This window comes from Patescibacteria group bacterium, from assembly GCA_041650995.1.
GTDB lineage: Bacteria > Patescibacteriota > Patescibacteriia > XYB2-FULL-38-15 > XYB2-FULL-38-15 > JAHIRI01.
This window is the reverse complement of sequence record JBAZJZ010000001.1, coordinates 167,375-193,919: the sequence shown is the minus strand read 5'-3', so window position 1 is coordinate 193,919 and position 26,545 is coordinate 167,375. Positions and strand designations below refer to the sequence as shown.

The following is a 26,545-nucleotide window of genomic DNA, read 5'->3' as shown; positions in this document are numbered from 1 at the left end:
ATTATTTTATTTTGACTTTTGAGTTATTTTAGGTTTTTTGTCCCGCAGCTTTTCGTCCACTACCCATTGTTCTTCTGGTATTACCGCGAACAGTTCTGGAATTTGTTTTTGTTCTCTGTCCGCGCGCCGGAAGTCCCCGAGCATGCCGTGTTCCGCGATACGCGCCAATTTCTTTTAATCTTTTAATATTGCTAAAAACATCTCTTTTTAAATCACCTTCAACTTTATAATTCTTTTCAATAAATTCTCTTAATTTATTAACCTCATCGTCGGTCAAGGCGTTAGTTCTTGTGTTGGGATTAATTTTTGTGGCCGCCAAAATTTTATTCGCCTGAGATCGGCCAATACCATATAAATAACCTAATGCGATTTCTATTCTTTTGTTTTGTGGGAGAACTAAACCCGCGATTCTAACTACCATAAATAAATTCTTGTTAAATTAATTTCTATCGACTTGTTGCGTGATAACAGCCCAAGCAAATTTACACGCACCGCGTCGGTCAGCCTTGTCTTTGTTTATGTTTAGCTGTTTTACAAATGACAAAAATCCGCTTGCCGCGTTTTATAACTTTACATGACGGACAAATTTTTTTGACTGAAGCTCTGACTTTCATAATTTTTTAAAATCTATAAACCACTCTCCCCTTAGTCAAATCATACGGCGTCATTTCCACTTTAACTTTATCACCGGGAAGCAATCTAATTTTATTTAAACGCATCTTGCCGGAGAGATGGCCCAAAATAACATGGCCGTCCTCCAGTTTGATTTTAAAAGTAGCTGCCGGCAAAAGTTCTTCTACCGTGCCAGTTACTTCAATAAAATCTTTACTTGTGTCTTGCACCATAAGGTGAACTTTCTTAATTTTCTCTTTGATAACTAAAATAAAAACCGCAGAACCCGGAATCTCCTCCGAGTCCCCAGTCCTAAAATTTTGATTTCGTTATTACTGGAATTATTATATTATTCCCCTTAAAAGGTGTCAAGTAATATTATACAGAATACTCGTATTTCTGTCAAATAAAAGCTCCTATTGTTCCAAAACCGCTTTAATTCGACGAATTCCGGCACTTGAAGCCTCTTCCCTTATAATCTTAAAATGACCTAATTCTCCGGTATTATCCACATGCGGACCGCCACAAATTTCTTTACTGAAAGCTTGCCCTCGACCTGATCGGGGGTCGCCGATTGTATAAACTTTAACTTTATCGCCGTATTTATGTTCAAAAACTCCGGTCGCGCCCGCTGCCTTTGCTTCGTCAACTGTCATCTCTTCCATTTGCACCTGTGTTTTTTTGCTGATTTCATTATTAACTATATCTTCCACTTTTTTTATTTCTTCCGGCGTTACCTTTTGTGGATGAAAAAAATCAAAGCGCAATCGCTCGGCAGTGATGTTACTTCCCTTTTGCTGAACATGATCGCCCAAAACTTGCCGCAGAGCCGCGAGCATCAAATGTGCCGCGGTGTGCAGTCGAGTCGTCTCCACGCCGGCATCTGCCAAACCACCTTTAAATTGTCCAGCCGAAGCAGTTCGCGAAAGTTCTTGGTGCTTTTTAAAAGCCTCATTAAATTCCTTCTTAAACTTCTTTTTAAAACTATCGAATCCCCTTATTAGGGCTTCATTTTTTTCTTTTTCAACCTGGATTTTTTTTGAATCCCAACCAGCCTCAACCAGCAATTCATTATCAACGCTATAAAAATAATGATATTTTAATTCATCTAAAATTATTTCTTCCGTTAGTCCGTAACTTTGATATAAATCAAAACCTTCCTTCCCTGAAATATTATAACCTAATTTATGGAGTTCTCTTAACCCCCTCTCTAACGTTTTATTAAATTTATCTTCTTCTTCGATTAAATTATCAACTATAAATTTTTCATTCCTCCGCAATTCTTCATAAACTTTCTCATAATTTTGGATAACAATCTTCGCAAAAATTGAAATATTCCAGTTACCTTTATCCATTACCAGCCAACCATTTCTAATAGCTCTCCTAATTAATTTTCTTACAACATAACCTCTCCCTGTTTTAGAAGGGGTAATTCCTTTATCATCGCCCAAGATCATCACTGCCGCTTTAACATGATCAGCGATAATTCTCATTTCCCGTTGACAGTCAATATACTTTTTACCAGAGATTTCCTCAATTTTTTTAATAAGATCTGAGAAAAATTCTGTTTCATAAACACTTTTATAACCATTCAAAACTCCGATCGTCCGCTCAAGGCCCATGCCAGTGTCAATGTTTTTTTGTTCAGATTTTACATATTCATAAAAATCCTCTGGTATTGGTTCTCCCTGGACTAATAATTTATCATGCTCATCCATTTTATTCGGTTTAATTCTCTTGGTAAATTCCATGAAAACATCATTCCAGATTTCCACCCAATTTTTATTTTGAGGATCAAATTTTTTTGGCGCCTCGCCTTCCCCCGCCCAAAAAAACATCTCCGTGTCTGGTCCGCATGGTCCGACTGTGCCGGCTGGTCCCCACCAGTTATCCTCTTTTGGCAGTCGGGCAATTCTTTCTTCACTCACATCCAACTCACGCCAAATTTTATATGCCTCTTCGTCAAACGGCGCGTCAGCGTCTCCGGCAAAAACTGAAACTGCTAAATTCCTCGGATCAAGACCGAGCCACTTTTTATCTGTTAAAAATTCCCAGCTCCATTTAATCGCGTCTTCTTTAAAATAATCTCCAAGCGACCAGTTGCCAAGCATTTCAAAAAAGGTGTTGTGCCAATTGTCGCCAACTTCATCAATATCGCCAGTACGAATGCATTTTTGAACGCTCGCTAACCGCTTCCCGGCCGGATGTTTTTCGCCAAGCAAAAACGGGACAAGCGGATGCATGCCAGCTGTTGTGAAAAGCACGGTCGGATCATTTTCCGGAATTAAAGAAGCCGAAGGAAGAACGGCATGACTGCGTTCCTTAAAAAACTCTAAAAATTTTTCTCTTAGTTCTTTTGCTGTCATAATTTTATTTTATAACTCCTCCGCCGAGGACTTCGTCACCTTTGTAAAAAACTGCTGACTGTCCGGCTGTCACGGCTCTCTGAGGTTTATCAAAAATTATTTTATAATTATTTTTTATTTTTCGAATCGCGGCTGGCGCTTCTTTATGCTTATATCTGATTTTCACTTTCGCGCGAATCGGCAACTTCGGCGCCACACCGGAAATCCAACTAACTTTTCCGGCTGTCAATTCTTTAGTTAATAACTTTTTTTGATCGCGACTAACATACAAAACATTTTTTCTTACATCAATTTTCACAACATACCACGGTCCACCGCCAAGCGCGAGTCCTCTTCTCTGGCCAGTTGTATAAAATGGCAAACCTTCATGTCTACCCAAAACTTTTTTACTTTTCAATTCTATAATTTTTCCACTTTTAACTTTTAAATATTTTTTCAAAAAATTTTTCAAACTCGCCCCGACAAAACAAACTTCCTGACTATCATTTTTCAAATGCACCGGCAAACCAAACTTTTTTGCCATCTCGCGAACTTTCGGTTTTTTATAATTTCCTACCGGAAACAAAACCTGTTTTAACTTATCTTGCGTCAAAGTATACAAAAAATATGATTGATCTTTTTTTGAATCTTTTCCTTTTAATAATTTCGCTCCGTACACTCGCGCGTAATGGCCGGTCGCAATATAATCCAGGTCCATCGCCCGCGCTTTCTTTAATAGTTCACCGAATTTTATAAACCTGTTGCATTCCACGCAAGGATTCGGCGTCCGCCCGGCTTGATATTCTTTTAAAAAATAATCGACCACCGACTTCTTAAATCGAACCCTCATGTTCAGCGTATAAATCGGAATTCCTAATTTTTGCGCCACGCGCCGTGCGTCGGAATACGCTTCAAACGAACAACACTTATTCATCGCCGACCCTGCGCCGCTGGACGACTCTGACCAAAAACGCATAAAGACGCCAACGACATCATAGCCCTGCTTTTTCAAAAGTGCGGCCGCGACCGAGGAGTCAACCCCGCCTGACATTGCCACCATTACTTTTTTATTCTTTTTAACCATAATTACCCAATTTTACAACAATTCTTGATAAAAAACAAGCGACGGCTTTTAACCATCGCTTTCTGTCCTCACTTCTCGACCTCGAAGAGATCTGCGTCAAAAGAACAATGCCGTCCGTTCATTACGACCGTCACGAACGTTGCCACAACCCGCTTCACTCGAATTTCACAATGAAAACTGTGCCCATCGTCGAGCAAACCACCGCCATTACCACCGCAAGTACAAACGGGAGCAGCTTCATCTTCTCTAACTCTCACCGCGCGGAATGGTCCAGGACCGCTGTTGAACAATTCCGCGTTTCGCGGATCGCGCCAACGAACCATCCTCCCCTCGCGGACATCATCACCCCAGTCTATTCCACCGTCGTCCAACATTTGCTCCTCCTCTTGGAGAGAGGATATATTAAAAAAACAATTTTGTCAACTCTTTCTTTTTTATTTTTTTATTGAAAAAATACAACCACAATAATTTTGCCGATATAAGTGCAGGCGACGCGACTCTTTGTCGGTCTCTACCTGCCCGCCGCCCTTTTTAAAATCTTCCGCCAAAAATTTCAGGCCAAATTGTTTTGCCCATTTTTCCCCGAGCGGATTTATCACCGCCGCTTTTTTATTCCGGCCAATGGTCAAGGTTGAAGCAAAATATTCAAAACCATTTTCTTTGGCATGTTTTACGGTTTCCCCGAGACGTAAACTAAAACACATTTCACATCGTGCTCCGCCTTCCGGGTCACTCTCGTGGCCACGAACTAAAGCCAGCCATTCCTGCGGCTGATACTGCCCTTCAGCCAATTCTATTTGTGCCTCTTTTGCTACCTCCCACGCCGCAGCCAATCTTTTTTTGTACTCTTCCTCCGGAGCAATATTTGGATTAAAAAAATATAAAGTTACGTCAAAATCTGCGGACAGCTTTTTAGGCACCCATGCCCCGCAAACGCCGCAACAAATATGAAGTAATAATTTAGGTTTAGTTAAATTCATAGCGAACCAATTTTACCACATAAAAACAAGCTTTTCAAGAGCTTGTTTTTCTTTTATGTTTTGTAAATTATGAACTCTTCGGCTCCGTTCCTGCGGCTCGTGGCACTTGTTTCTGTCTATTTTTATTTTTCTTCGCCTGCCTTTCCTTTTCTTTTTCAATTTTGAGACAGGCCTTACAATAAACTGGCCGATTCGGATCGGGGTTAAAAGAAACTCTATCCGGTTTTCCGCAAGCCGAGCAAATTATTTCGTAAGGAAATTTTTCTTCAAATGTCTTTTTATCCCTATCCTCTTCTTTTTTCTTTTCTTCTTTTTTAATCGGCAAAACAGCTGGAGGCGCGGGCATCACAGCCGGAGTTGATTTTTTATCCAAAGAAACTGTAGGGAGATTTTCCGAAACAGATGCAATTTTTTTCTCCTCCGGCTCATCCAGCTTCAGGGGCGACGGAAGATCTTCCTCTGTCGCTGATTTTTGAGGGACAGCTTTTTCTTGTTTTTGAACCGGCACCCTTTTTTCTTCCCTTGCCGGCTTTTCATGCCGCTGCGGTTCCTTTATTTGTATATCTATATTAATTTGTTCTGTCGGTTTAATCACAACTTTCGGCGGGCGTACAATCACGGTTGGAGCAGCCACTTCCTTTTTTATTTCTTGTTCTTCAATAATCTTTTCCCTTTCTTCTGGTTCTGAAGCAAAAATTTTTAAGAAATCAACCGCTTGAACTTTTGATTTTTCCAAAAATGCTTCACGAGCGGTAATGGCACGTTCTTCAAGTTCGACTTGAGACATTTCCGGTTTTTTCTTTTCTCCCGCCTCCGCTACTCCGCTTTTTAGACCTTCTGCCTCTTTCTTTTTTTCTTCAATTGACTTTTTAATCTCCGCTTCAAGTTCTTCATCTGATTTTTCTTCAGTGCCAATAACCTGCATTCCGCTCCAGCGAATAATTTTTTCTTCAACGATTTCCTTCGGCTTGGCATAACGTTCCCGGGAAACGCGGATGACTTTATCTCGATTATCAGTCGGGCCCATAACTGGCGGCAAACCCGAAGCGGAAAAAGGCGTTGATGATACTCCATTGATCATCAATTTCATGTACGTGTCGTACTTAGTCAGATTTACCAAATCTTCAGACGTGAAGGTTGGTGAAAATTCCTTTTCCAAAACCTCGGCATCAGCCGCGCCAATTCGAAAAGCAACAATTGTTCCGACATTGCCAAAAACAGCGGCGGCAACTTCTTCGGCCAACTGTTCAATATATTGATGAGCTAAAATCAAATTCAAACGATATTTTCTGGCCTCGGATAAAATATTGGCAAAACTCAGCGTGGCAAAATTTTGAAATTCGTCGACATAGAGATAAAAATCTTTTCTCTGAGGTTCCGGAATATCAACGCGCCCCATGGCTGCCAACTGAATTCTTGTAACAAGCATATTTCCCAAAAGAGCGCTCGCGTCTTCACCTATCCGGCCTTTTGCTAAATTCATTATAAAAATCTTTTGGCTGTCCATTATCTCGCGCATATCAATCGTAGATTTCACCTGGCCAACAATATTTCTAACGATTGAAGCCGATAAAAACTGACCAACTTTATTCTGAATTGGTGCGATCGCTTCAGTGGCAAATCTTTCATTATATTTTGCAAATTCATCAACCCAAAAAGCTTTAACCACCGGATCTTTCAATTTAAGAATAACTTTTTTCCGATAATCCTTGTCGGCCAACATCCGGTTGATGCCAAGCATCGTGGACCCCGGACAATCCAAGAGCGCTAAAATTGTATTATTCAAAATATATTCCATTCGGGCCGACCAAACATCCGGCCAGATTTTTTTGAAAACTCCCATCATACCGGAAGCGACAAGGTGTTTATATCTTGGATCAATTGATTCCAAAATATTAAAAGCAATCGGCCAATCCAAGTCAGCCGGATTAAAATAAACCACGTCGTTAATTCTATCCGCCGGGATGAAATCAAGAATTTTTTCCGCTAAGTCGCCATGTGGATCAACCACGCCCACACCGCGACCCGCTCTGATATCGGAGATAATCAAATTCTCCAGCGTGGTAGTTTTTCCCATGCCGGTTTTACCGATGATATACATGTGCCGACGGCGATCGTCGGTTTTTATGCCGAAACGTTTCCGCTCCCCCCGAAAATTTGTTTCAGCGAACAATGCGACTTCCTCCATTGTGAGTATTTATACTTAATATTTTCCACATTAGATCTCTACGCCGTGGGCAGGTTTGGCGGAATTTCTTTTTCCAATTCTTCCTCACCCGCTGTTTCCGCGATTGCTTTCATGTAAGACGGCTCTTCAAAAGGCAAATTAATGGGCGGAACGCCTCGCTTACTCTCCACGGTCTTAACTGGCGGTGCTTTAATCCAAAACGCCGGAAAATGCCACATTGTAGCCAATTCTTCAATATTTAAAACAAAACCCTTACCAATCCCGCGCGAGGGGCTGCGTCCCTTGTAAGCCCTCATGATTTTTTCTTTTTTCCAAGCCACTCTTTTCTTTACCAAAATATAATGGGCGGCTGTGCCAACTTTTTTATACTCAGGCTTTATGCTTTGACCATCCAGCGTATTAAATTGTTTAATAGCCCCAACCATTGGATGCGCAGCGCGGGACTTTTTAAAAACTTCTTTTCGAGCGAGATAAATCATCCTTACCTTTGTTTGCAAACCAATCTTGGAAATTTTTTTCTCAATGGCTTCCACTAAAGTTTTTGTTCCGGGAGAAAGATATTGCATTTGCGATGCTTCTTTTTTTTCTTCTTTTTTCTTAGGTGCCTCTTCCGCGCTGCTTAAAATTTGACTAAGCGCGGTATCGGCCACCTTAAGCGGCAAATCAAAAGCTTTATCCGCCCAAGTTTGTTTAGCTTCCACTTTCGCGCCGATTAACTTTTTAACTAAATTTACACCTTTCGTAGTCCATTCTTTCTGACTGATCGGCGTCACAATTATTTGGAACCAGATATGTTCACCTTTTCCCATTTTAGACATCGTTTCAAGCACGGCTGCCAGAGGATCTTTAAATTCTTTAGTCGCCGGATCTTCGAAATCATGATATGTCCGAAGCGGGTAGGCATCTTCTTTTCTAACTTTAATCCACTCTGTACCAAATAAATCCCACTCAGGATCGGGAAATTTCTTTGGCGCCCATTTGGTGTAATCAATAACTTCCGTAATTTCCGCGTCGGGATATTGCGCGTAAATCGCCGCTTCCACTAGGTCACGAAATTTATCGCGAGTGCGAATGACAAATTGGATGTACCCTTCGATGCTCACTATTTCCAAACTAAACCAATCCTGAGTTTTGCCTTCCCAATACTTTTCCCAAAGAGTGTCAGAGCCGTGAGCACCGTCCAAATGAGCAAATATATTTTCTACGGCACGCGGCGATTGGCCAGGCTCATCCAAGACGGCCTTGGGAATATCCACCGCCAAAAATATCCAACGGCGTTTGGCCTCATAAAGATTTTGCCGCCAATTAACCCAAATTTCCCAAGATCCCCAAAGAAAAACCCAGAGGATTATTGCCCACCCTCCGTCGGCGAAAAGCCGCCACATAATCGCAAGCGGCGACATTGTCGCTAAAGTATCAAAATAACTCAAATCAATAGTGATCATCGCTTGAATTTAAATAACACAAAACCAAAACAATAATTACTTAATTACCTAATTACCAATTACCTCGTTGTAATTAAGTAATTGATAGTAATTGAGTAATTAATTAATCTTGCTTCGCGTATTGCTATCTACATTTATTATACCACAAAAGGGCGTCAAGGTTAACAGCAAATGAAAACCGCCAGCTATGTTCGCCGGCGGTAAGATGTTTTATACGATTATTTCCTGTATTGTTCGGGAAAATTAAGCCGGCCAACCAAGAATTTAACAACCATAATACAGGCAAAGGGAAACATTCCCGTAAAAGCAATCAGGGCAAAGATGGGCTTATTGATATTTATAGCCGTAAGAATGGTGAAAAAACAAATCATGGCATATCCGATAATTGGAGCGTAATCAAACAAGGTCGCCTCTTCCGGCCTTTCTCTCTCAAAGAAAATTTTATAAAGAAAAACTGTGGAGAAAGAAATCGTCATCCAGCCGAAAAAATTATTAATCGGCACGCCGAAATATTCTCCGGGATGAAGCCACGACCACCATCCCATCTCTACCGCGAGCGGCTCAAGGGCAAAGTCCCAAGCCACAACTACAAGCGATGTCAAAAGCGCGCACCAGAAACTAACCCAAAACTTTTGTAAAAACGGAGTTTGTTTCGTAAATCGAAAATTGGTAATGTGTTCCGAAACCTGATAGGAAAGATAAATAATTGCCGTCCACATCAAAATTATAAGCAACGGAATATTTAAAAACTTCCATCCTAAAAATTCTGAATATTTGTAATACCCCTCAAAGTTATTAGCCAAATTGGCGCCGATAAACTCAGCTCCCAAACTTACAAATAAAACTAAAAAAAGAAAGAGAATCGCGTTTCTCGCGCCGAATTTCCTGAAGGCGTGCCAAAGCGTAAAAATAAAAACCGATAAAGTAAAAAACGCCGTCAGAAAAAATCCGCCAATATCCTGACCTTTCCACAAAATAAAAATATATAGAATTATAATCGCGGCAAAAAATAAATTAGCAAGAAAAAAATTTAAATTTTTTGACTGCATAAAATTTACTCTTAATTACTAATTTATTTATAACGCGCCCAATTCTTCGAGCGCGCGCCTAAATGTTTTTATTGCTCTCTTGGCCATGCCATAATCCAAAACAAAAGTCGCTTCGTGCACAAGCTGATTTCGTAAAACATGCGCCCACCAAACTTTTCTTAGCCGGCTGTATTTAAAACTCGCGAATCGGATCCTCTCTCCCATATCTTTTCCAGCCATTGACATTGATTTTAAAACATAATCAAGCATTTTGTCCGCTTCCATCACGGCTATTTTATAATTCATTTCACCGGGACCATCGAGCATTTTTTCTATCTCCTGCCAACGTTTTTTTATGCCGCTCTTATCTAGATCATATTCCCTACTTTTAAAAAATACCGCAATAGCTTTGTACGCGCGGTATATTAAAAAAATAAAAGCGATCGCGGCCAGCGTCCCGCCGATAAATTTAACTAAAGAGTAGAGATCGACTTCAACGGTCATATCTTATTTCTTATTTTTCCTTATCCACCGAACTCTCGCTGGCGCGTCTTCATCCGACCAGATTATTTCCAAGCGGCCACCCTTAAAAGCGCTCGCGACTTGTTTACCGATAGAAACAGCCAGTTGATTTTCCGTGGTTGTGACGCGCACCTTGCGGCCCATGTCTTCAATTTTTATAATCTGATCTTCGGGATCGCGGAGAAAGGCGCGCTTACCGACATTTCGCACTAAATTTACAATTTCACTTTTTTCTTCAGGCACTAAATTTTCCAAAACTAACTCCCCTTCCCATCCGGTTTTATTTTTTCCGCCCATAATCCATTTGCACTCGGCGCATAATTCTTTCGCAACCGGTTTTGGAGACAACATTTTTTTATATAGTTTCAGAAAATTCGGAATAGTGTGCCAATGCTCATCAAAATAAACCGCGCCGCAACGGGAACAAACGCGAAGCGGCTTTTTTCCTTTAACTTCGTGTTCCCACCAGCTCGGTGCAACGCGCGGCGTATGGCTTGCCGTCAATTTATTTTTTACTGATCTTGTGAGCGCGGTCTGACTCGTTGATTTCTTCCCTTTTTTAACATTAATTTTTTTCATTGTATTTTAAATTAATTTTGCTAATTCCAATATTGTTTCTTCATCAAACCATTTTCCCATAATCTGCAAACCCACCGGCATTTTTTTTACCTCGCCACACGGCACGGAAATTGCCGGCACTCCGGCAACGTTCGCTGAAACAGTGAAAACATCAGACAGATACATCGTCAACGGATCATCTATTTTTTCTCCAATCTTGAAGGCCGTGGTCGGTGCTGTCGGCGTCAAAATACAATCGACTTCTTTAAAAACTTTCTCAAAATCTTCGCGAATCAATGTCCGCATTTTTTGCGCTTGCAAGTAATACGCATCATAATAGCCAGCCGACAGGGCATAAGTGCCAAGCATTATTCGGCGCTTAACTTCATCACCAAAACCCTCAGCACGAGTTTTTAAATATACATCCAAAAGTGTTTTTGCTTTTTTTGTTTGGTATCCATATCTCACGCCATCAAAACGCGCCAAATTGGCGGAAACTTCGGCTGGCATAATTAAATAATAAACAGCCAAGGCATATTCCGCGTGTGGCAAACTGACATCCACTATTTTCGCGCCCGCATTTTTTAATTTTTCAACAGATGTTCGTGCAACTTTTTCAACGCCATTATCTATTCCACCAATAAAATATTCCTTCGGAATACCTATTTTTAAATTTTTAATTTCAAATTGTAATTTTGATTTTTGATTTTTTATTTTTGATTTTTCTACCGTAGTAGAATCTAACGTATCATGGCCAGCTATTACTTCAAACACCGCTTGCGCGTCCTCCGCACTTTTTGTAATCGGTCCGATTTGATCTAGACTCGAAGCCATAGCCATCAAACCATAACGAGAAACTGCCCCATAAGTCGGCTTTAAACCCGTAACACCGCAAAAAGATGCCGGCTGGCGCACTGAACCGCCAGTGTCAGAACCGAGCGCGTAAATGCACATATTTGCCGCCACGGCCGCCGCCGAACCGCCAGACGATCCGCCCGGAACACGAGTTGGGTCATGCGGATTTTTTGTCGGACCAAAATACGATGTCTCGGTTGAAGCGCCCATGGCAAATTCGTCCATATTTGTTTTTCCCAAAATTATTGCTCCGGCCACCTTCAATTTTTCCACCACTGTCGCATCGTAGGACGCAACATAATTTTCTAAAATTTTTGAACCCGAAGTCGCGCGAAAACCTTTTACTAAAATATTATCTTTTAGCGCCATTGGTATTCCTTCCAAAATTCCAATCTTCCCACCCTTGGCGATTTTTTTATCAACCGCTTCCGCTTGCTCCAAAGCCTCACGCTCCATCACAGTAATAAACGCGTTTAATTTTTTGTTCAACTTTTTTATTTGCGTCAAACAGGCCGAAGTCAATTCGGCTGATGTAAATTTTTTCTTTACCAAGCCGTCGTGGGCTTGTTTAATTGTTAACTCATTCAACTTCATAATTCACAATTCCTAATTCATAATTCATTACTCAAACACGGCTTTAACTTTTACCAAATTATCCACCCTCTCCGGCGCGGCGACAATTAATTTTTTCATTTTTTCTTCATCACATTTTTTAACTTCATCCGGCCGAGCAACGTTTTCCAATCCCGTCACCTGCGCCGTTGGCAGAACATTTTTCAAATCAACTTTTTGTAACTCTTTAAAATATCCCAAAATCGCCGACAACTGTTCGGCAAATTTTTCCTTTTCTTTTTCGGTCAATTCCAATCGCGCCAAAGTGGCGATGTGTTCAACTTCAAGTTTTGTTAATTTCATATTTACTTATTATACCGCCTAAAAACATAATTAACCAGCCTTGCGGAGCATCTCCAAAAATTCTTTTTCGCCCAAAATTTTCACGCCTAACTTTTTGGCCTTGTCGTATTTTGACCCTGGCTCGCTACCAGCCACGACGTAGTCAGTTTCCTTCGACACCGAACCCGCCACATCGCCGCCAAGTGTCTGAATTTTTTCTTTTGCCTGATCGCGCGTCAAATTTTCCAAAGTTCCGGTCAAAACGAATTTTAAACCCTGCCAGGTTTTTTTTGTCGCCGGCGGTTTTATGACCGCAATATTTTTTAATAATCGCGCCACAAGATCTTTATTACTCTTATCCCGAAACCATTCTAAAATACTTTCCGCCATCACGCCGCCGACATTTGGCACACCTTCCAAATCTTCCGGCGTCGCCTCGCGTAATTTTTCCAAACTACCAAAATAATTCGCTAAATCCGCGGCAGTCTCTTCTCCGACATGACGAATCCCAAGGGCGTAGATAAGCCGACTAAGCGGAATTTTTCTGCTTTTATCAATCGCTTCAATTAAATTATCTGCTGATTTTTCCGCGAAACGTTCTAGGGGTAAAATATCTCCGGTTTCAAGTTCATACAAATCCGCCGCGTCGCGAATCAATCCTTCCTCTAAAAATTTTTCAAGAATTTTTGGACCTAAACCATCTATATTAAAAGCTCGTTTAGAAACAAAATGCGATGTTTGACGAAGCGTCTGGGCAAAACACTTTGAATTAGGACAATAAATCGCGACTTCCCCCTCGCGCCGCATGAGTTTTGTTTCACACATCGGACAAAATTCCGGCGGAATAATTTTCTTTTCTTTGCCTGTCCGAAGATTTGGCAAAACCTGGACAACTTTTGGAATTACATCTCCAGCTTTTTCAATAATCACCGTATCGCCGATTTTTAAACCTAACCTTTCTATCTCGTCCAAATTATGCAAAGTTGAATGTGTCACGGTCGTGCCGGCGACAAAAACCGGATCCATAACCGCGACCGGCGTTATGGCACCCGTTCGGCCAACCTGCCAGACAACCTCGCGGACAATTGTTGTCGCCTGCTCCGGCGGGAATTTATAAGCAACCATACCGCGTGGCGTTTTACCGACCACGCCCAATTTATCAAAAGCTTCATTACTATTTATAATAACCACCTCACCATCTATCCAATAATTTAATTTTCCTCTGACTTTCGCTAAGTATTTATGAAATTCCTCAACTTCCGCGAGATTTTTCGCGTAAAGATTTTCCGGATTTACTTTTACCCCAAGTAACTTTAAAATTTCATGCGCTACTTCATGGGTTTTTTGGCCAAAATCGGTCATAAGCGCGTAGCCAAAAAAATCTAATTTGCGCGAAGCGGTAATTTTTGAATCCAACTGACGGATGCTTCCGGCCGCGGCGTTCCTGGGATTTGCGAAGGGCGGTTCCCCTTTCTTCTTTTGCTCGCGGTTCAGTTCTTCAAAAACATTTTTATTCATAAAACATTCTCCGCGAATTTCAATTTTTTCCGGAAAATTTTTTATTTTTTCCAAAAACTTTTTCTTATCAACCGCCTCGCCGTATTTTTTTATAAAATTTTCAATTTCCCGTTCCGACGATTCATTCAAACGCAATGGAATCGCCTCAATTGTTTTCAAATTTTGCGTTACGTCTTCTCCGATTTTCCCGTCTCCGCGCGTAGACCCAACGCCGAAAATCCCATTTTTATAAATCAACGCCACGGCCAAACCGTCCATTTTTACTTCCGCATAATAATCAAATTTTTGATGTGGCAGAAGTTTTTTAATCCGCTCTTCCCAGGCTTCCAATTCTTTAAATTCAAAAACATCTTCAATGGAAAGCATCGGAGTTTCATGAACAACTTTTTTGAACTCTTTCAATGCTTCGCCGCCAACGCGCTGAGTCGGCGAATCGATCGTGATAAATTCCGGATATTCTTGCTCCAATTTATATAATTCATGTTTTAGTGAATCCAGGGCGGAATCGGAAATTTCTTGCCGATCTAGAACATGATAAAGATAGCGGTGATGATCAATTTCCGCTTTTAATTTCTCTATTCTCTTTTTTATTTCTTCCCTTGTCATATTTATTCTACCGGGCAAACTGCCGCGCCTCCTTTTACAAGCGAACACTCGCTGAAAAGGACATAATCATAAAGTCCGGACATGGGAGATTTTCGGGGCATGGTCACTTTGATTGCCTGGCGCACAACGCTATATTTACCAGTTGAATTTAAAATAATCCTCGCGGGAATTTCTATCTGCGGAGGATCAGCGTTATCTGCTCCCCAGGCCGTAATTATAACATTACTGATATCGCAGAAAAAAGATTTAATTCTAAGCCGGTATGCCTTAGTACTTGTAAAACCGTTAATTTTTGCCGGACTTTCAAATGCGGTATATTTAAATTTTCGTTCCGTTTCTTCTAACCATCCGACCGCTGGATCCCAGCTAACATAACTGACTTCAATGGTGGAAACATCCGGAGCGACGCAGTTCGGCACCCACTCAATTTTAACGGATTCAACTCCTGCGGCAACGGCATTTTCTGGATCGAAAAGATCTATTTGCATTGAATTATCTTTCTCTATTTTGCCATAAATTTGCCACTCTTTATTAATAGCCGTTCTTGTCCAGGAAGATTGATTGCTCAAATCTCCTGTCGCCGAAAAACACGCTTCTTTTTCTCCACCCGAACAAAACCCGTTCGCGCCGCACACCCCAACCGGACAATTTAAAACTGCGTTTTCTTTTCTTAATTTATAAATAGCCTGCTCAACTCCCGCTTCAGCCGCATAATAAGCTACGGTAGAAAAATCAATATTTCGCGCTTGTTTTATTTCGTTCAAAATAATCGTGCCAATTCCTAGCCCGGCGGTCATAATTCCGGCCATAACTAATAGAGCTAACAATAATACATTGCCGTCTTCACTTTTGAAATTTTTAATTTTTAATTGTAATTTTGACTTTTGCATTTTTAATTTTGAATTACCTGCGGTAAATTCTACTCGACACCGTTGTCTGCAAATAAATCGTTTGCTGCTCCTCTGCCCGGCCGCCAATACCTTTGGTTGCAAGAACAATAGTAACTCTCGGCTGATTATCCGAGTCGTAAGTATTTCCCGCATTCATTACAAACGGATCAACCGGCGGATCAATATAAAATTTTAAATCCTCCACATTATTTCCTTCAGAAGTAATGCTCGCCCAGGTCAATCCGCCATCAAGACTTACCACAAGACATTTTGTCGTTCCCGTAGGACAATCATCCTCACTTTTTTTAAAAATAATCGAATTGTTGTCCGCGTCCAAAAGAGCAAGCGCATCTTCGGGCAAAGTTATTCCGCCGACGTATCCCGCCCAACCATAATCAATCATATCCATTTTTATTTCTTTAGAAATCGCTTCTATGGAATATCGCGCGTCGGATTGAATTTTTTCTATCGCTAAAGTCCGGCGTTGCGCTTTGCCCGCCATCATAAAAATATCCACAATGACAACCGTTGCCACGGAAAAAATCGCGAGCACCACCATCATTTCTACGAGTGTAAAACCTTTTTTATTCATACTCCCTTATTACCGCCAATTATAAATTCTGTCTTCTAATGTTACGTCTCGCGGACGGCCAGATAAATTCCATATCACTTCCGACTTAACCCTGATGCCAATTTTTTCTTCTCCCGCGCCGCAAGAATTCCCGGTAATATTCTCTGTTTGGGTCAATGCATTAAAACAAATTGGATCAAGAGTCAAAAGTCTCGAATAAAAAGTCGCCGTGCCACCCGGCGGAACTACATCCTGCAAATATATGTTCTCCGCCCCGCGGTATAATTTCGCCGCCGGATCAGCCACAGTGTTCGGAGTAAAATTTAGGTGCCATTTATTTGTTAGCGGATTAAAAACGGCGATCGCCGTAAAATCATTTATTAAAAAAAGTCCAGTATCCCAATCTAAATTTTGGAGCCAATTTGTATCGCGAAAATTACGCACAACTTCAACGCCCTCCCTCGCGAGATTTGACGCTACAACCCTTGTCCCCGCCTCGTCCACTCCGCTTAAGTTGGAAATAGTGAGCGACAAAGCTCCCACCAAACCGGTCAAAATTATGGCAATGGCAACAATCATTTCCACTAAACTCTGGCCGGATTGAGAACCGAGAGCTGAGTATTGAAAATTAAATTTTATATATTTCATTAGTGGATAAAGCATTTTAGCAATCTCCCGATTAAAATTTTTGGCGCGGAAACGATTTAACCAAAGACGATATTGCCGAATTTTTAAATTTTGAAAATTAAAACCCATAACTCAATTCTCGATTCTCAAATCTCTTTTATTTACTCTACGTCAACTCTGCCCGAAATTCTATTAGCCAAAATCTTTTTAATCTTTCCGCTTAACGCATGCTTGATCGTCACCGTAATAACATTATCGGCCGTGCCTCCATTAATGTAGATTGTCGGCTTTGGCGGCTTAAAAATTACTGTTGACGCGACCGCGGGAAAAACGCCGCTCAAACTTATGTTTTTAGCTAAAATAATTGTCCCGTCCGGCAAAGCTTCGTTCATGTCGTAAGCGAGATTTCCATTTTTGTCGGCAAAAATTATATAGCGGTCCGAACTTCCCAAATTAAAATAAATACCATATCCTCCCGGAGGTGTTACTCCGTCTGTAAGTTCGCCGGCCAAAGCCATATTTTGTACCCGCCGCAAATTGGAAGCAATCGTTTCCGCCGCGATTTTCAATTCATCACTCCGACTGCCTCCCCGAAAATTCGTCACGACCATGGTCGTCACAACAATAAAAATTCCCAAAGAAACAAGCAGTTCAATTATCGTAAAACCTTTTCTCATTTTAAAAATTTAAATACCAATTTAAAATTGGCCGAGCCAAAAACATCGCGAAAACAGTTCCGGCGGCGAGAAACGTCCCAAATGGCACTTGGCTTTTCATTGTTTTAATTTTCCCGGCCACTAAAATCAACCCTATAACCGCGCCGACGACATACGCAAAAAACAAAGCTACGCCGAGCCCGCCAATTCCCAAAATCAAACCCATCAACGCTCCCATTTTTATATCTCCCCCGCCAATCCATTTACCTTTTGAAATTAAATACTGCAAAAGAAAAAATCCGCCGCCCAGAATTGCTGCGATAATCGGACCAACTAATCCCCACCAAGAAATTTCTCCTCCATAAATTAACGGCAAAGTTATAATAACAACCGCCGCTGCGGGATAAATTATTTTATCCAAAATTAAATAATATTTTAAATCATAAACAAAAACTACTATCAGAGTAGCAATGATAAACCATGTTCTTGCTAAGAGAAAAAAATTATAGGTTGTAAACCGTAAATCGTACGGCAAATAAACGAGCAAAAATAAAATCGCGGTAGAAAGTTCCACGAGCGGATATTGCCAGGAAATTGATTTTCCGCAATGCCGACACCTCCCCTTCTGAATTAGAAAACTTAAAACCGGAATTAATTCAAAAGGACCTAAAATATGGCGGCATTTTGGGCAATGGGAATGGCCGGTTAAAACCGACTCTCCGGCATGCATCCGCCAAATTACGACATTTAGAAAACTTCCCAAAATTAAGCCAAAAATAAAAACTATTGTAATCACCATATTCAAAAATTATACCACAAAAATAAGCAAAAACCAAACAAAAAACTCCCGCGCGGGAGTTTTTTGATCTCTCAAAATTTTGAGACTAAATTTACTTGAGACCAGCCGGTGTTACCGTATGAGCACCTGCAGCTAAATCTCCTGTCGCTCCCTCTAACCAAAAATTGACCTCAAACTCGCCCGCTACTGGTGCGCCAAAAGAATAATTGCACTTCGCTGCTGCTGGATCGGCGCAAGCCGCTGCAATTCCACCCGGATCCTTCAAATTAGCAACGCCGGGCAAATAATCAGGCGCCAAAACTCCGCAAGCAGAAACCAATGTTCCGGCAGCACAAAGAGGATAAGCGTTGTTAGCGCTGTAATACAATTCCATAGCTGTTTGGACCTGTTTCATGTCCGCAACTCTCTTTGAATCTCTGGCTTTAGTTCTAGCTGAAGTCAAAGCGACGACCGCCAAGGTTGAAAGCAAGCCGATAATGGCAATAACTACGAGCAATTCAATCAAGGTAAAACCTTTTTTATTTTTAAACATTCTTCCACCTCCTTTCGTCCATCACAACTTTAAGCTTCTAAGTTGTGATTTTTTAGGATTAAATTATTATTAAATTATAACACAAAATCATGAAACATGGAACTTGAAACATGGAACTTTGGGCTTGATAAACTGTCAACGAGTTGCGAGTTTCAAATTTTAAGTTCCACAACTAAAACTGCGTCGCCAGACTGTACATTGGTAAAATTACCGCCGCGACCATAATGCCAACGCCCACCCCCATCAAAAGCATAATAAGCGGCTCCATAATCGTGGTTAAATTCCTAACCATATTTTCCGTCTCTCGCGTATAAAAATCGGTAATTCTTTCCAAAATAACACTAATTTTCCCGGTTTGCTCTCCAATGCCCAGCATTTGAGTAACCATTATTGGGATATCTTTGCTTTTGGCAAAAACCGTCGTAATTGGATTGCCGTCCTCCACCTCTTTCATGGTTTCCGTTATCAATTCTTTATAAACCGCGTTTCCAGTAATCTCTCCGGCGATTTTCAAACTTCCTACAATTTCCACTCCGCCAGTAAGAAGCGTTGAAAGTCCGCGAGTAAAACGGACTATGTAAATTCTTTTAAATAATTGGCCGAAAATTGGTAACTTTAATTTCATCGTATCCCAATATTTTCTGCCAAGAGGAAAACTGATTAGATATCTCACGCCTAAAACAATACCCACAACAACGACCGCCAGAGCCCACCAATAATTTGTCATCACATCAGAAGTTGTAATTAAAATTCTCGTAGAAAGAGGTAGGACCCCTCCCGTTTCCTTTAAAATATCCGTCAGTTTAGGAATAACGAAAATCATCATCACAATGCCGACCGCTACCAAACCAAACAAAATAAACGCTGGATAAATCATGGCGCCCTTTATTTTGCTTTGCAGATCATAATCTTTTTCCCGTTGAGTTGCCAAATAATCCAAAACCTCGTCTAGCTTTCCCGTCGTTTCACCTGAACGGATAATATTAACAAAAAAATCGTCAAAAATATGAGGGTACCGTCCCAGGGCGATGGAAAGTTTCGCGCCGCCCTCAACATCAGCGGCGAGATTGGCCACAACAGTTCGTAAATTTTTGTTAGCTGTTTGCCGGATCAAAATTTTCAAAGCCTGAACAACTGGCACGTCGGCGGAAATCATAACCGAAAGCTGACGAGCAAAAATAACCAAGTCTTTAGCCGGGACTCGGTTTAAAAAAGGTATTTTCGCAATATATTTATCTAGATTTGTATCCATCGCCATAAGCAGATTTTCCTAAATTCTATTTTATTCTTGTGTCGCACGCAAAACTTCTTCTACGGTTGTTAATCCTTCAAGTACTTTTAAAAACCCATCTTGTTTCATGCTGACCATGCCCTGATTTTTTCTTTCCTCATTAAAATTTTTAATATTAAATCCCTCGGCGATAATTCTTTTTAAATTATCCGTAACCTCCAAAACTTCAGAAATAACGACTCGACCAATATACCCTTCATTATTACAACGCGCGCAGCCTGCCCCGTGCCAAAGTTTGAAAGGAGAATCCAGATCAACTCCTGACGGCAAAAATTTCTTGGGCATGGAAACCAGCTCGTTTCTGATATTTTCTGTAACATCGACGGGCATGGCAACTTCTTCTTTACAAAAAGAACAAATTTTTCTAACTAATCGCTGGGCGACGACTACATTTAAGGTTGATGATAATAAAAACGGCTCTACTTTCATATCAATCAAACGCGGGATCGCTCCGGCGGCGTCATTTGTGTGCAGGGTGGAAAAAATTAAGTGGCCAGTAAGCGCCGCGTGAATAGCAAGTTCCGCTGTCTCATTGTCGCGAATTTCGCCGACCATAATAATATTCGGATCCTGCCGCAAGAGAGAACGAAGTCCGGCGGCAAAAGTAAATCCAATTTCCGGCCGAATTTGCGACTGGTTTACTCCGCCAATATAATATTCTATCGGGTCTTCTAAAGTTACAAGGTTGATTCCTTCACGATTTACCATAGAAAGCGCCGTGTAAAGAGTTGTGGATTTACCAGAGCCAGTCGGACCGGTAACAAGCAAAAGTCCATGCGGTCTTTTTATTTCCCGACTGATAATTTCCACCGCCCGCCCGCGAAATCCAAGATCTTCAAGTGTTGCGGCTTTTGTTGCGGTCTCCAAAACCCTCATCACAACTTTTTCTTGGTCCATCAAAGGCAACGTGGAAATACGAAAATCAACGTTTCTTCCGTTGATAACCTGTCTAATTCTTCCATCCTGAGGGATTCTCGTCTCGTCTAATTTTAAATTGGCTAAAACCTTAATTCTTGCGACTACAGCTGCGTGAATATAGGCTGGAAGGGCGAGTCTCGGACGGAGGACGCCGTCTATGCGATAACGAACTCGGGATTCTTTAAACGCGGGTTCAATGTGAATATCCGAAGCTTTATTATCAACGGAGTATTTCATGATCATCGCAACCATTTTGGAAACTGGAGCTTTTTTAATCGCTTCTGCCACCTCACCCACCGGAATCTCTTCAATTTCCTTTTCTTCTTCTTTAAATCTCTCCTCGGCGATTTCCAAAACTTTTTCCACTTCTTTTTTCAAAATCTCATATTTTTTCGCGGCATCCCTGAAACTGGCCGGAGAAATTATAAAATATTTAACGGAAAATTTCTTCTCCTTAGCTAAAAAATCAATCGCCTCCATGGCTGCGATATTCCCCGGATTGATAATGCCAACGTTAACCGCACCATCAAGTTTTTCAAAAGAAACGACATGATTATTTTCCGCCACGTCTTTTGGAATGATATTTAAATCTTCATATTTTATTTCACGGCCGACTAAATTAACATACGGCAAATTAAAAACTTTGCCCTTTACTTCGGCCAGTTTTTCTTCTTCAATCTGGCCCGATTCGTCAATAAGGGCTTCAATACTTTTTCCTGTTTTTTGACTTTCCTCCATCAATACACCTGCTTTTTCTCCGTCAATCAATTTTTCCTGGAGCAAAATACTAAGTAAGGGACTATTATCCATATTAAAACTTCATAAAGGGATTGATTTTTCCCTTCTGACCGACTTCAACCGGCAAAACTACATATGTTTTTAATCCGTCAAACTTACTGTTAGAAAAAATTTTTGTGTCAAAATTCGTATCAATAGTTTTTGTAATGCCAAGCGTACCGCCTACTTCTTCGCTCATCAATTTATAATATAAAAAATATCCGCCTGCCGCGATAAGCAATAATACAACTATTAAAATCAGTGCTCTTTTTTTCATAAATTTACGGAGCAGGTTGTCCTAAGGAACTTTGCGCCTGCGCCATGCGATAAGTTTTTAGATTTAATGTGTAGGTGGCTGTTTCCGGCGTATAATTTATTGAAGTGATGTCTGCCAATCTTAAACTTGCCTCTACGTCAACTAAAAATTTTTTAAAATCACCGTATGAATCTTCCGAATCCGGACCCGCGGTAAGATTAAGGGAAGACTGAACTTCGACAATCCCTAAATTTTTTAGATTTTCCGCTGACTCTTTTTCGCTGATATCAACCGCCAAGACAATAATTTTATTTTTTTGTGCTAAAGTTTCAAATAAAGTAAAGAGTCCCGCTTCATCAACTTCATCTGGCAACATCGCGTCAATTTTTTCTTTCTCTTCCGAAGAAATATCAGCGTAGTTTTCCAACAATTTATTGATTTCCCCAAAAGCTTTAGATGCATTTTCCAACGCTTGTTTTTGTAAAACTATTTTTGCCCGAGCGTCGAACAGACGGCTATATTCCGGCCAAATTAAAAGATAGCCCGCAACTGCGAAAATCGCAATCAATAAAAATATCAAAAGAGAAGAAGATGTTTTTTTCTTCGACTCTTCTTTCTGCTCTTCTTTCGATTTTTTTTCTTCTACTTTTTCCATATCTTTTTATTTCAGAAAAATTTCCGAATTAATCTGCAGCTTCGCGTCAAAATCAATTTCCGTCACATTCCCTTCCGTATCCACGCTTGCTGAAGCGGAAAGAACGGAAACCTTAGAAACCCTGTCATCTGCCTTAAGGGCGACAATCTGCCTTGCCATCGCTCTGTAACTTTTCGCCACCCCCGACATAACAATCTGTCCGTCGCTCCCACCGATTAAATTAACAAAATAAACATCCGCTACGGTATTTTTTTCTAAAAAAGAAAAAAAGTTTGTCCAATAAATATGATTTTCCAAAAGTTTATCAGCAGTTTTTAATTTTTTCTGAAAAAATTGAGCCTGAGTTTTTTCTGAATCCAACGCTTTATTTTTTTCGTTAATCACGCTCAAATCTGCCTCAACTTTTTGTAAATCTAAATCAACCTGTCCCTGATACCATTTTAACGCCCAATATGACCCCCCGCCGATTAACACTAAAATAATTGCCACGACAATCAGGAGGATCGCCTTCCTTGACGTTTTTCTTTTTTCTTTAACCGCCGATTCTTCCTCTGGAATCAAAGTGATGCCGAGCTTCTGACTAAGCGATATTTTTTCTCCTGACGGTTTTGATAATTTCCCTTTTGACGCACCATTTTGCGAGCGCTTTGGTTCAATTTTTTGCGGTGGCGCGGGTCTTTGTTCCGCGGGCGGTTTTGCTGGCGGAGGAACAATTTCTCGCGGTTGCGGGGGTGTTGACCTAGAAAAAACTGATGTCGGCGGAGTGACATTAGGAACTTCTTTTTGCATTTTAAAAACCGACAGATCTGATTCTGTGGCTGATTCCGGTGGAGGTGCGGCTGGTTTTGGCGAACCCATGGGTTTTGGAGCAGATTTCAAACCAAAAAATTTTCCCATGAAAGTTGATTTTTGGGATTTTTCTTCCGTTTCGGGAACGAATAATTTTACTTCTTGTTTTTCTTCCTTTTTCTTTTTCTCTTCCGGCCTCCGGAGTTCAACCGGCAAAAGTTCTATGTCATCATTCCCGCTATTTTTATTTCCGTTGGGCATACCCCGTTAAAAATCTGAATAAAATTATTTAGTGTCTGCCCTATAACAAAATATTCTGCCCGCCCCGTTTTGCACAAATAAAAAATTTTGATAAAAATTTTCTGCCGACGATTTCTAGCGGGGCATAACTTCGAAATAATACCAACGCAAAAAACAATATATCTTTTATTTTTAGTTTATTCCAATTCGCGCATCGCGAGACCGATTGCTACGGAAAATTTTGGTCCAATCTGATCTAAAATAGGACGGAGTTCCTCGGGATAAATTATTCTTGCCCAAGGATTGCCTGCGTAAACTCTCATATTTAGCGCGCCCGAAAGATATTCAACAAAATTTGGAAGAAGCGCTCCGCCGCCGGTTAAAATTACTTTTTCAATTTTCTTCCCTGCTCCACCTTCCTGATTTTGATAAATGTTCGCGCAATATTTAATTTCATTCAAAAGCATTGATAACGCTCTTTCTACAATTTTCGAGACTCCTCCGCCCGCGCCCGACGTCATTCCAACATCGTATTTCATCTGTTCAGCCTGATTAAAATCAGTTCCAAGGCTCGCCGCGATTTCTTTGGTAATATTTATTCCTCCGACATTTAAAGAGCGGTTTAAAAAAGGCACACCATTTTCGATAATGGAAATGGCTGTGCTTGCCGCGCCCATATCCACGACAATCACTGTGGATTTATCAACGCCAACCAGAGCTCTGACCAAGGCAAAAGTTTCCGTCTCCAAACTTATTAAATTTAAACCGGCGCCCTTAAAAATATCCAAATATTTTTTAACTAAATTTTTTGCTGCTGCCGTAAGTAAAACTCTGGTCGTCTTTTGCGGCATGACCGGCACGGTGGCGCCAACCGCAGCTTCTGGAGTCAAAACTTTCCAATCTAAAATCATCTCTTCTAAAGGCAACGGAATGATCTTCTTCGCCTCCCAACGCACCGCTTCAGCCAAATCTTTGCCCGGCGCGGCTGGGATATTGATTACCGAACTAAAAACCGAGGCAGAGGGCAACGCCGCCACTGCTTGTTTGGAAACGGTTCTTGCTTTAATGGAAATTTTTTTAATTAAATCAATCGCCCGCTCGGGGGTTTCTGTAAATTCTTTTTCCGGATAACCAACGCTTTGTTCCGTATAACCGTAAGTTAAAAGCCTCGGCCTCCCTGCTTCTTCTTTTAATTCAACAATTTTAATGCTCGTCGCGCCCAAATCAACACCCAAAAAACTTTTGGTCATATTTTAAAACAGTTAACGCTTAACAATTAATTTATTATAACACAAAAATAAACCAATAACCAATTTACGGCGCTGCTTCTCGCCAAATAGGCAAAGCTCTCATTAAATCGGCCATTCCGGGTGGTGTATTGGCAAGCACCCGGCCATCATAAATAACCTGTTCCGAACCGCGCTCCGCCGACTGCCAAAGCCGCTCAAAATTTAATTTTTTGGCTAACATTAACCCGCGAACCGTGAGGGATAGGTCAGTCCGACGATTATTAGTTGTTCCGGTGCTGATTTCTTGTTCCGCGTAAAACGCCCCCACTAATTTTTCCACTGACGGATTAATAATTATTTTTCCTTTTGTTTTAGAACCGTCGTCAAGCACGAGCCAGCCGACTGAAGCTAAATTTTTTAAATTCATAACCGCCCCGGCTTGATATGAAAGATTACCGGTAATCGTTAAATTTCCTTTAACGACTATTAGGCCCGATCCATCTTGCCGTCCCGAACCATTACTAAAAGTTTTAGCACCAATTGTTAAATCACCATTTTTATAATAAACCTTGCCGGCGAGTAAATCCGGGATGTCTGCCTCGCCCGCAATATTTTTTACCAACCCATACTTTCCCGCTGAAATTCCCGCTAAGTCAATTTTACCGAAAATGTTGGTGTAAAGATTGCCTGCCTTGGGAAAATCAAAATTTTCAAACGGTGTTCTAATACACCCCTCGCCACTTCTAAAATTCGTAATGGCGCCCGTGGATAAAATGCAATAAGTCGCGTTGTATTTATTAATTAATTCCACAAAAGCGCTAGGTGATTCAACCGAAAGTTTTCCATAAATTTCTCCATATTTTGTTTCAAGCCAGGGCGAAGACAAACCAAGACCGCCCGGAGTCGGTGAAAAATTGATCCATCCAACTCCGACCGCCGGATCATTATTTCCATTCCATGCCCAGCCGATAATTCTGCCGTTTTGCCGATCAACCGATACGCCGTATTTATCACAAAAGGTGCAAGCCGCGCAAGTATCTTCCAGCGCTCCCCGAACACAATTAGAACACTGGCCGCAAATATTCCCAACTCCCGTTTCTGACGGATCGGGAAATTTATCAGTAAAACAAACATTGCATTGATAATCAATTGTCGGCGGATCGCCGGGAATTTCCACATCCTGGCAATCAGCGCACGCGCGATACGGCCCGCCTGGCATTCCAGCGTCAGGCCCGCGAAGCTTCAACCACCCTCCATCACCTAATGCCAAAACTTTTGCCCAACCGGTAATTCTGCCAAGAACTCTATCATAAATTGCTCTGGCTATTGCCCCGCCGGGCGCAAGTTCTCCTTCAGGATTGCTGAAACGTACCCAACCAATGTTTTCTGACCAAAGATAACCACTAACCGTTCCGTCATCTTCCACATTCATTCCATAATCAATTCTCCCAACATCAGGACATAATCCCAAATTTGAACAATTAGCCGAAAACCAGCCAAAATTATCTGACGACCACGCCCAGCCAGCTACATTATCATCCTCGCCCGCCCGCACTTCTTTAATTTTTTCTTTTACTAACAAAAAAGCGCCGACTAAAAAAATAAAAACAAAAATCAGCGCTAATTTAAAAATTTTTCCGCCAAGAATTTTTCTTGCCTGTTTCATGCTTTAATTATAGC

The 26,545-nt window shown here is 41.0% G+C and carries 28 protein-coding genes; all 28 read right to left on the bottom strand.

Going from position 1 to position 26,545, the window contains the following annotated elements:
- Positions 1 to 28: 28 nt before the first annotated feature.
- On the bottom strand, positions 29 to 421 hold the full coding sequence (rpsM, locus tag WC445_01015) for a 30S ribosomal protein S13 (GenBank protein ID MFA5128526.1): 393 nt from the start codon (positions 419 to 421) through the stop codon (positions 29 to 31).
- Positions 422 to 500: 79 nt separating this feature from the next.
- Positions 501 to 614 carry a 50S ribosomal protein L36 gene (gene rpmJ / locus WC445_01010; GenBank protein MFA5128525.1) on the bottom strand — a complete coding sequence of 38 codons (114 nt, stop codon included), beginning with the start codon at positions 612 to 614 and terminating at the stop codon, positions 501 to 503.
- A gap of 6 nt (positions 615 to 620) precedes the next feature.
- Positions 621 to 845 carry a translation initiation factor IF-1 gene (infA, locus tag WC445_01005; protein MFA5128524.1) on the bottom strand — a complete coding sequence of 75 codons (225 nt, stop codon included), beginning with the start codon at positions 843 to 845 and terminating at the stop codon, positions 621 to 623.
- 183 nt (positions 846 to 1,028) lie between these two features.
- On the bottom strand, positions 1,029 to 2,978 hold the full coding sequence (locus WC445_01000; protein MFA5128523.1) for an alanine--tRNA ligase-related protein: 1,950 nt from the start codon (positions 2,976 to 2,978) through the stop codon (positions 1,029 to 1,031).
- A 4-nt stretch (positions 2,979 to 2,982) separates the two neighbouring features.
- Complete coding sequence (mnmA, locus tag WC445_00995; protein ID MFA5128522.1) at positions 2,983 to 4,041, bottom strand: tRNA 2-thiouridine(34) synthase MnmA; 1,059 nt, start codon at positions 4,039 to 4,041, stop codon at positions 2,983 to 2,985.
- A gap of 68 nt (positions 4,042 to 4,109) precedes the next feature.
- Positions 4,110 to 4,415, bottom strand: a complete 306-nt coding sequence (locus WC445_00990) for a hypothetical protein (protein MFA5128521.1) — start codon at positions 4,413 to 4,415, stop codon at positions 4,110 to 4,112.
- 60 nt (positions 4,416 to 4,475) lie between these two features.
- Entirely contained in the window at positions 4,476 to 5,021 is a 546-nt protein-coding gene (locus tag WC445_00985; GenBank protein MFA5128520.1) for an epoxyqueuosine reductase QueH, read from the bottom strand.
- 67 nt (positions 5,022 to 5,088) lie between these two features.
- A complete protein-coding gene (locus WC445_00980) occupies positions 5,089 to 7,209 on the bottom strand; it encodes a type IV secretion system DNA-binding domain-containing protein (protein MFA5128519.1) in 2,121 nt (706 codons plus the stop codon).
- Positions 7,210 to 7,247: 38 nt separating this feature from the next.
- The gene (locus tag WC445_00975) at positions 7,248 to 8,654 is read right to left on the bottom strand and encodes a hypothetical protein (protein MFA5128518.1); all 1,407 of its coding nucleotides are present in this window, start codon (positions 8,652 to 8,654) and stop codon (positions 7,248 to 7,250) included.
- A 218-nt stretch (positions 8,655 to 8,872) separates the two neighbouring features.
- Positions 8,873 to 9,703: a carotenoid biosynthesis protein gene (locus tag WC445_00970; GenBank protein MFA5128517.1), complete on the bottom strand. Its 831-nt coding sequence runs from the start codon at positions 9,701 to 9,703 to the stop codon at positions 8,873 to 8,875.
- Between the two features lie 27 nt (positions 9,704 to 9,730).
- The gene (locus WC445_00965; protein MFA5128516.1) at positions 9,731 to 10,186 is read right to left on the bottom strand and encodes a hypothetical protein; all 456 of its coding nucleotides are present in this window, start codon (positions 10,184 to 10,186) and stop codon (positions 9,731 to 9,733) included.
- 3 nt (positions 10,187 to 10,189) lie between these two features.
- Positions 10,190 to 10,783: a hypothetical protein gene (locus WC445_00960; GenBank protein ID MFA5128515.1), complete on the bottom strand. Its 594-nt coding sequence runs from the start codon at positions 10,781 to 10,783 to the stop codon at positions 10,190 to 10,192.
- Positions 10,784 to 10,789: 6 nt separating this feature from the next.
- The gene (gatA, locus tag WC445_00955; protein ID MFA5128514.1) at positions 10,790 to 12,211 is read right to left on the bottom strand and encodes an Asp-tRNA(Asn)/Glu-tRNA(Gln) amidotransferase subunit GatA; all 1,422 of its coding nucleotides are present in this window, start codon (positions 12,209 to 12,211) and stop codon (positions 10,790 to 10,792) included.
- 27 nt (positions 12,212 to 12,238) lie between these two features.
- Positions 12,239 to 12,532 carry an Asp-tRNA(Asn)/Glu-tRNA(Gln) amidotransferase subunit GatC gene (gene gatC / locus WC445_00950; protein MFA5128513.1) on the bottom strand — a complete coding sequence of 98 codons (294 nt, stop codon included), beginning with the start codon at positions 12,530 to 12,532 and terminating at the stop codon, positions 12,239 to 12,241.
- A gap of 30 nt (positions 12,533 to 12,562) precedes the next feature.
- Positions 12,563 to 14,635 carry an NAD-dependent DNA ligase LigA gene (gene ligA / locus WC445_00945; GenBank protein MFA5128512.1) on the bottom strand — a complete coding sequence of 691 codons (2,073 nt, stop codon included), beginning with the start codon at positions 14,633 to 14,635 and terminating at the stop codon, positions 12,563 to 12,565.
- Positions 14,636 to 14,637: 2 nt separating this feature from the next.
- Complete coding sequence (locus WC445_00940; GenBank protein ID MFA5128511.1) at positions 14,638 to 15,525, bottom strand: hypothetical protein; 888 nt, start codon at positions 15,523 to 15,525, stop codon at positions 14,638 to 14,640.
- A 13-nt stretch (positions 15,526 to 15,538) separates the two neighbouring features.
- On the bottom strand, positions 15,539 to 16,117 hold the full coding sequence (locus WC445_00935) for a prepilin-type N-terminal cleavage/methylation domain-containing protein (GenBank protein ID MFA5128510.1): 579 nt from the start codon (positions 16,115 to 16,117) through the stop codon (positions 15,539 to 15,541).
- A 9-nt stretch (positions 16,118 to 16,126) separates the two neighbouring features.
- Entirely contained in the window at positions 16,127 to 16,744 is a 618-nt protein-coding gene (locus tag WC445_00930) for a prepilin-type N-terminal cleavage/methylation domain-containing protein (GenBank protein MFA5128509.1), read from the bottom strand.
- A gap of 140 nt (positions 16,745 to 16,884) precedes the next feature.
- Complete coding sequence (locus tag WC445_00925) at positions 16,885 to 17,400, bottom strand: prepilin-type N-terminal cleavage/methylation domain-containing protein (GenBank protein ID MFA5128508.1); 516 nt, start codon at positions 17,398 to 17,400, stop codon at positions 16,885 to 16,887.
- Position 17,401: 1 nt separating this feature from the next.
- Positions 17,402 to 18,178 (bottom strand): prepilin peptidase, encoded by a 777-nt coding sequence (locus WC445_00920; GenBank protein MFA5128507.1) that lies wholly within the window; start codon positions 18,176 to 18,178, stop codon positions 17,402 to 17,404.
- Positions 18,179 to 18,269: 91 nt separating this feature from the next.
- The gene (locus WC445_00915) at positions 18,270 to 18,710 is read right to left on the bottom strand and encodes a type II secretion system protein (protein MFA5128506.1); all 441 of its coding nucleotides are present in this window, start codon (positions 18,708 to 18,710) and stop codon (positions 18,270 to 18,272) included.
- Positions 18,711 to 18,882: 172 nt separating this feature from the next.
- Positions 18,883 to 19,962, bottom strand: a complete 1,080-nt coding sequence (locus WC445_00910) for a type II secretion system F family protein (GenBank protein MFA5128505.1) — start codon at positions 19,960 to 19,962, stop codon at positions 18,883 to 18,885.
- A 30-nt stretch (positions 19,963 to 19,992) separates the two neighbouring features.
- Positions 19,993 to 21,729 carry a GspE/PulE family protein gene (locus WC445_00905; GenBank protein MFA5128504.1) on the bottom strand — a complete coding sequence of 579 codons (1,737 nt, stop codon included), beginning with the start codon at positions 21,727 to 21,729 and terminating at the stop codon, positions 19,993 to 19,995.
- A 1-nt stretch (position 21,730) separates the two neighbouring features.
- The gene (locus WC445_00900; protein ID MFA5128503.1) at positions 21,731 to 21,973 is read right to left on the bottom strand and encodes a hypothetical protein; all 243 of its coding nucleotides are present in this window, start codon (positions 21,971 to 21,973) and stop codon (positions 21,731 to 21,733) included.
- Between the two features lie 4 nt (positions 21,974 to 21,977).
- Positions 21,978 to 22,607: a hypothetical protein gene (locus tag WC445_00895; GenBank protein MFA5128502.1), complete on the bottom strand. Its 630-nt coding sequence runs from the start codon at positions 22,605 to 22,607 to the stop codon at positions 21,978 to 21,980.
- 6 nt (positions 22,608 to 22,613) lie between these two features.
- Positions 22,614 to 23,657, bottom strand: coding sequence for a hypothetical protein (locus WC445_00890; protein MFA5128501.1), 1,044 nt, complete (start codon positions 23,655 to 23,657; stop codon positions 22,614 to 22,616).
- Between the two features lie 176 nt (positions 23,658 to 23,833).
- Positions 23,834 to 24,886 (bottom strand): type IV pilus assembly protein PilM, encoded by a 1,053-nt coding sequence (gene pilM / locus WC445_00885; GenBank protein ID MFA5128500.1) that lies wholly within the window; start codon positions 24,884 to 24,886, stop codon positions 23,834 to 23,836.
- A gap of 64 nt (positions 24,887 to 24,950) precedes the next feature.
- Positions 24,951 to 26,531: a hypothetical protein gene (locus tag WC445_00880; protein ID MFA5128499.1), complete on the bottom strand. Its 1,581-nt coding sequence runs from the start codon at positions 26,529 to 26,531 to the stop codon at positions 24,951 to 24,953.
- Positions 26,532 to 26,545: the final 14 nt, after the last annotated feature.

Coding starts and splice junctions, on each gene's coding strand:
- rpsM (MFA5128526.1), bottom strand. CDS start 421: ATGGTAGTTAGAATCGCGGGTTTAGTTCTCCCACAAAACAAAAGAATA.
- rpmJ (MFA5128525.1), bottom strand. CDS start 614: ATGAAAGTCAGAGCTTCAGTCAAAAAAATTTGTCCGTCATGTAAAGTT.
- infA (MFA5128524.1), bottom strand. CDS start 845: ATGGTGCAAGACACAAGTAAAGATTTTATTGAAGTAACTGGCACGGTA.
- WC445_01000 (MFA5128523.1), bottom strand. CDS start 2,978: ATGACAGCAAAAGAACTAAGAGAAAAATTTTTAGAGTTTTTTAAGGAA.
- mnmA (MFA5128522.1), bottom strand. CDS start 4,041: ATGGTTAAAAAGAATAAAAAAGTAATGGTGGCAATGTCAGGCGGGGTT.
- WC445_00990 (MFA5128521.1), bottom strand. CDS start 4,415: ATGTTGGACGACGGTGGAATAGACTGGGGTGATGATGTCCGCGAGGGG.
- WC445_00985 (MFA5128520.1), bottom strand. CDS start 5,021: ATGAATTTAACTAAACCTAAATTATTACTTCATATTTGTTGCGGCGTT.
- WC445_00980 (MFA5128519.1), bottom strand. CDS start 7,209: ATGGAGGAAGTCGCATTGTTCGCTGAAACAAATTTTCGGGGGGAGCGG.
- WC445_00975 (MFA5128518.1), bottom strand. CDS start 8,654: ATGATCACTATTGATTTGAGTTATTTTGATACTTTAGCGACAATGTCG.
- WC445_00970 (MFA5128517.1), bottom strand. CDS start 9,703: ATGCAGTCAAAAAATTTAAATTTTTTTCTTGCTAATTTATTTTTTGCC.
- WC445_00965 (MFA5128516.1), bottom strand. CDS start 10,186: ATGACCGTTGAAGTCGATCTCTACTCTTTAGTTAAATTTATCGGCGGG.
- WC445_00960 (MFA5128515.1), bottom strand. CDS start 10,783: ATGAAAAAAATTAATGTTAAAAAAGGGAAGAAATCAACGAGTCAGACC.
- gatA (MFA5128514.1), bottom strand. CDS start 12,211: ATGAAGTTGAATGAGTTAACAATTAAACAAGCCCACGACGGCTTGGTA.
- gatC (MFA5128513.1), bottom strand. CDS start 12,532: ATGAAATTAACAAAACTTGAAGTTGAACACATCGCCACTTTGGCGCGA.
- ligA (MFA5128512.1), bottom strand. CDS start 14,635: ATGACAAGGGAAGAAATAAAAAAGAGAATAGAGAAATTAAAAGCGGAA.
- WC445_00940 (MFA5128511.1), bottom strand. CDS start 15,525: ATGCAAAAGTCAAAATTACAATTAAAAATTAAAAATTTCAAAAGTGAA.
- WC445_00935 (MFA5128510.1), bottom strand. CDS start 16,117: ATGAATAAAAAAGGTTTTACACTCGTAGAAATGATGGTGGTGCTCGCG.
- WC445_00930 (MFA5128509.1), bottom strand. CDS start 16,744: ATGAAATATATAAAATTTAATTTTCAATACTCAGCTCTCGGTTCTCAA.
- WC445_00925 (MFA5128508.1), bottom strand. CDS start 17,400: ATGAGAAAAGGTTTTACGATAATTGAACTGCTTGTTTCTTTGGGAATT.
- WC445_00920 (MFA5128507.1), bottom strand. CDS start 18,178: ATGGTGATTACAATAGTTTTTATTTTTGGCTTAATTTTGGGAAGTTTT.
- WC445_00915 (MFA5128506.1), bottom strand. CDS start 18,710: ATGTTTAAAAATAAAAAAGGTTTTACCTTGATTGAATTGCTCGTAGTT.
- WC445_00910 (MFA5128505.1), bottom strand. CDS start 19,962: ATGGATACAAATCTAGATAAATATATTGCGAAAATACCTTTTTTAAAC.
- WC445_00905 (MFA5128504.1), bottom strand. CDS start 21,729: ATGGATAATAGTCCCTTACTTAGTATTTTGCTCCAGGAAAAATTGATT.
- WC445_00900 (MFA5128503.1), bottom strand. CDS start 21,973: ATGAAAAAAAGAGCACTGATTTTAATAGTTGTATTATTGCTTATCGCG.
- WC445_00895 (MFA5128502.1), bottom strand. CDS start 22,607: ATGGAAAAAGTAGAAGAAAAAAAATCGAAAGAAGAGCAGAAAGAAGAG.
- WC445_00890 (MFA5128501.1), bottom strand. CDS start 23,657: ATGCCCAACGGAAATAAAAATAGCGGGAATGATGACATAGAACTTTTG.
- pilM (MFA5128500.1), bottom strand. CDS start 24,886: ATGACCAAAAGTTTTTTGGGTGTTGATTTGGGCGCGACGAGCATTAAA.
- WC445_00880 (MFA5128499.1), bottom strand. CDS start 26,531: ATGAAACAGGCAAGAAAAATTCTTGGCGGAAAAATTTTTAAATTAGCG.